General features: G+C 75.7%; 3 protein-coding genes. All 3 read right to left on the bottom strand.

The genetic code is table 11. From position 1 onward, the window contains the following. Positions 1-1,732: protein translocase subunit SecD (gene secD / locus AC5FZL_RS15940; RefSeq protein WP_493619863.1), on the bottom strand; the 1,732-nt coding region annotated here is incomplete at its 3' end. 45 nt (positions 1,733-1,777) lie between these two features. Further along, positions 1,778-2,101 carry a preprotein translocase subunit YajC gene (gene yajC / locus AC5FZL_RS15935; RefSeq protein WP_493619862.1) on the bottom strand — a complete coding sequence of 108 codons (324 nt, stop codon included), beginning with the start codon at positions 2,099-2,101 and terminating at the stop codon, positions 1,778-1,780. A gap of 86 nt (positions 2,102-2,187) precedes the next feature. Beyond that, positions 2,188-3,387, bottom strand: coding sequence for a Holliday junction branch migration DNA helicase RuvB (gene ruvB, locus AC5FZL_RS15930; RefSeq protein WP_493619861.1), 1,200 nt, complete (start codon positions 3,385-3,387; stop codon positions 2,188-2,190). Positions 3,388-3,525 lie beyond the last annotated feature (138 nt).

Here is a 3,525-nt window from a genome sequence, read left to right as displayed (position 1 = left end):
GCACCCGGCCGCGTCCCGCGTAGGACACGGTGCGGCCCAGGTGCTCGGCGTCGAAGCCCGACAGCTTGTGCCCCTTGCCGAAGAAGCCCGTGCGCGCCAGCAGCACGACCGCCGGGTGCGTGAACATCACCACCACGAGCAGGTCGATGAGCGTCGTCAGCCCGAGGGTGAAGGCGAAGCCGCGCACGCTGCCGACGGCGAGGACGTAGAGCGTCGCGGCGGCGAGGAAGTTCACGGCGTCGGAGATGAGGATGGTGCGGCGGGCGCGGGCCCAGCCGGTCTCCACGGCGGCGACGAGCGAGCGGCCCTCGCGGACCTCGTCCCGCACGCGCTCGAAGAAGACGATGAACGAGTCGGCCGTGATGCCGATCGAGACGATGAAGCCGGCGACGCCGGCCAGGCTGAGCCGGTAGCCCTGGTACCAGCTGAGCAGCACGGTGACCAGGTAGGCGATGCCGGCGGCGACCACGAGGCTGCTCACCGTGACCAGGCCCAGCGCCCGGTACTGCGCGAGGGAGTAGACGACCACGAGCAGCAGGCCGATCGCGCCGGCGAGCAGACCGCGCTGGAGCTGCTCGGAGCCCAGCACCGCGGAGATCTGCTCCTCGGTCTCGACCGTGAAGGAGATCGGCAGCGCGCCGAACTCGAGCTGGTTGGCCAGCGTCGTGGCGCTCTCCTGCGTGAACGAGCCGCTGATCTCGGCGTTGCCGTCGGTGATCGGGCTGTTGATGGAGGGGGCCGAGACGACGGAGCCGTCCAGGACGATGGCGAACTGGTTGCGGGGCGGCTCGAGGCCGAACAGGCGGGTGCTGGTGTCGCGGAACGCCTCGGTCCCGGTGCGGTCGAGGTCGAGCTGGACGACCCACTCGTTCGTCGTCGCACCCGTGGAGGTCTGGCGCAGGCCGGCGGTGGCACCGGCGATGTCCGTGCCCTCCACCTCGACCGGGCCCAGCAGGTACTTGTAGAGCCCGTCGGTGCTGCAGGTGACCACCGGGGCGCCGGCGGTGTCCTCGAGGTCGGTGCCGACCTGGACGGGGTCGCTGCAGTCCAGCGCGTCGTAGGCGGCCTGCAGCTCGGGCGTGATCTGCGCCAGGTCGCTGGGGTCGGTCGGCTCGGCGGCCGCCGCGCCGGTGTCCGGCGCCGGGGTCTCCGCGCCCTGCGCGAGCAGCGCCTGCGGCAGCGCGCTCCCCTGGGCGCTCTCGCTCGGCGCGGGCGTCGCGGTCTCGGTGGGCGCCGGGGTGGCCGCCGGGTCACCGGCGGCGGGGTCGGCGGTCGCGGGGTCCTGGGCGGCGGGGTCCTGGGCGGCGGGCGCCTGGGCCCCGGCGGGGATGAAGACGTCCTGCAGCAGCACGGGGCGGAACCGCATCTGCGCGGACTGGGCGACGAGCGCCCGGGCCTGCGCCTGCTCGGCCGGGTCGCCGGGCAGGCTCACCACGATGTTGCGCCCGCCCTGGCTGGTCACCTCGGCCTCGGCGACGCCGGAGGAGTCCACGCGCTGCCGGATGATGGCGATGGCGTCGGCGATCGTCTGGTCGGTGATCTCCCCCTCACCGGGGGCGACCTCGGGGGTCAGGACGATCTGGGTGCCGCCGGCGAGGTCGAGCGCCAGGCGCGGGGTCCAGTCGGCGTCGGAGAACCGCACCGCGGAGGCGAGCCCTGCGACCAGGACGACGACCACGGCGGTGAGCCACAGCAGCGTCCGGCGGGCGCGGGAGGTGGAGGAACGGGCCAACGGGGTTCTCTTTCCTGAGCGGGAGCGCCGGGGCGCGGGGCGGCCTCAGCGCTGCGGAGGCTCGGTGCCCTGGGGGCCGTCGGGGTCGGGGTCACCGGGCGGGGTCGAGGCCTCGGTGGGGACGGCGTCCGGGACCGTGCGGGCCACGGCCTGGCGCGCCCACGTGGTCCGCAGGCCGGGGGCCGGCTCGAGGACCACCGTGGTCTCGCCGACCTCGAGGACGGTCGCGTGCAGCCCTGCGGTCGTGATGACGCGCTGGCCCGGGGCGAGGGAGGACTGCAGCTCGGCGAGGGCGCGCTGCTGCTTGCGGCCGCGGCTCATGATGAAGAAGAGCAGGGCCAGCGGCAGGAGCAGGATCAGGATGTCCATGCGGAGAGCGAGGTCCTTCCGCGGGCGCCGTGCGCCGCGTCGGTCGAGTTGCGGAGCGGCCCGGCGTGTGCCGGACGGGGCGGACTCTACCCGCCGTCCCTGGGCCCCTCGGTCTCCTCGGGAGAACCGGACCGGCCCGTGAGGTCCAGCCCGAGCTGCCCCGAGCGCGCGGCGGCGCTCTGCACCGGCGGCTGCAGCCCGAGGTGGCGCCAGCCCGCCTCCGTCGCCACCCGACCGCGCGGGGTGCGGCCCAGCATCCCCTCGCGCACCAGGAAGGGCTCCACGACGGTCTCGACCGTCTCGGCCTCCTCCCCCACGGCCACCGCCAGCGTGGACAGGCCCACCGGCCCGCCCCCGAAGGTGCGGCACAGGGCGCGGAGCACGGCGCGGTCGAGGCGGTCCAGGCCGATCTCGTCGACCTCGTAGACCGCCAGCGCGGCCCGCGCGGCGGCCTGGTCGACCGTGCCGTCGCCGCGCACCTGCGCCCAGTCCCGCACCCGGCGCAGCAGCCGGTTGGCGATCCGCGGCGTCCCCCGCGACCGGCGGGCCACCTCGATCGCGCCCTCGGTCGTCAGCGGCACGCCCATGAGCACGGCCGAGCGGTGCAGCACGCGCTGCAGCTCGCCCGCCGAGTAGAAGTCCAGGTGCGCGGTGAAGCCGAAGCGGTCGCGCAGCGGCGCCGGGAGCAGGCCGGCGCGGGTGGTCGCGCCGACCATCGTGAACGGCGGGAGGTCCAGCGGGATGGCCGTGGCGCCGGGGCCCTTGCCGACGACGACGTCGACCCGGTAGTCCTCCATGGCGACGTACAGCAGCTCCTCGGCGGGGCGCGCCACGCGGTGCACCTCGTCGACGAAGAGGACGTCGTTCTCCTCCAGCGAGGTGAGGACCGCCGCGAGGTCGCCGGCGTGCTGGATGGCGGGCCCGCTGGTCAGGCGCAGCGAGCTGCCCATCTCCGCCGCGATGATCATCGCGAGGGTGGTCTTGCCCAGGCCGGGAGGGCCGGAGAGCAGCACGTGGTCCGGCGGGCGGGAGCGGGCGCGCGCCGCCTCGAGCACGAGGGAGAGCTGCTCGCGCACCACGGCCTGGCCGACGAAGTCGCCCAGGCGCTTGGGCCTCAGCGCGCTCTCGGCGGCCCGCTCGACGGCGTCGGCGTCGGTGCCCACGAGGCGGTCGGCGAGGTCGGGCAGCTCGCCGAGGTCGACGTCGTCGGGAGACAGGTCGAGCGACCCGTCGGCCTCGCGGCGGCGCGCCGGCCCGCCGCCGGGCCCGCTGGTCGGCGGGACCATCAGCGCCGGCCCAGGTGGCGCAGGGACGCGCGCAGGAGCGCCGGGAGGTCCTGCGGGGCCACGGGGGCCTCGCCGCCGTCGTCGCTCGCGGCGCTCACGGCCAGGACGGCGTCCTCGGCCTGCTTGGCGCTCCAGCCG

The sequence above is a fragment of the Quadrisphaera sp. DVD1 genome (genome assembly GCF_058932755.1).
The sequence above is the reverse complement of the archived record's forward strand: the minus strand, read 5'-3'. Positions and strand labels throughout refer to the sequence as shown.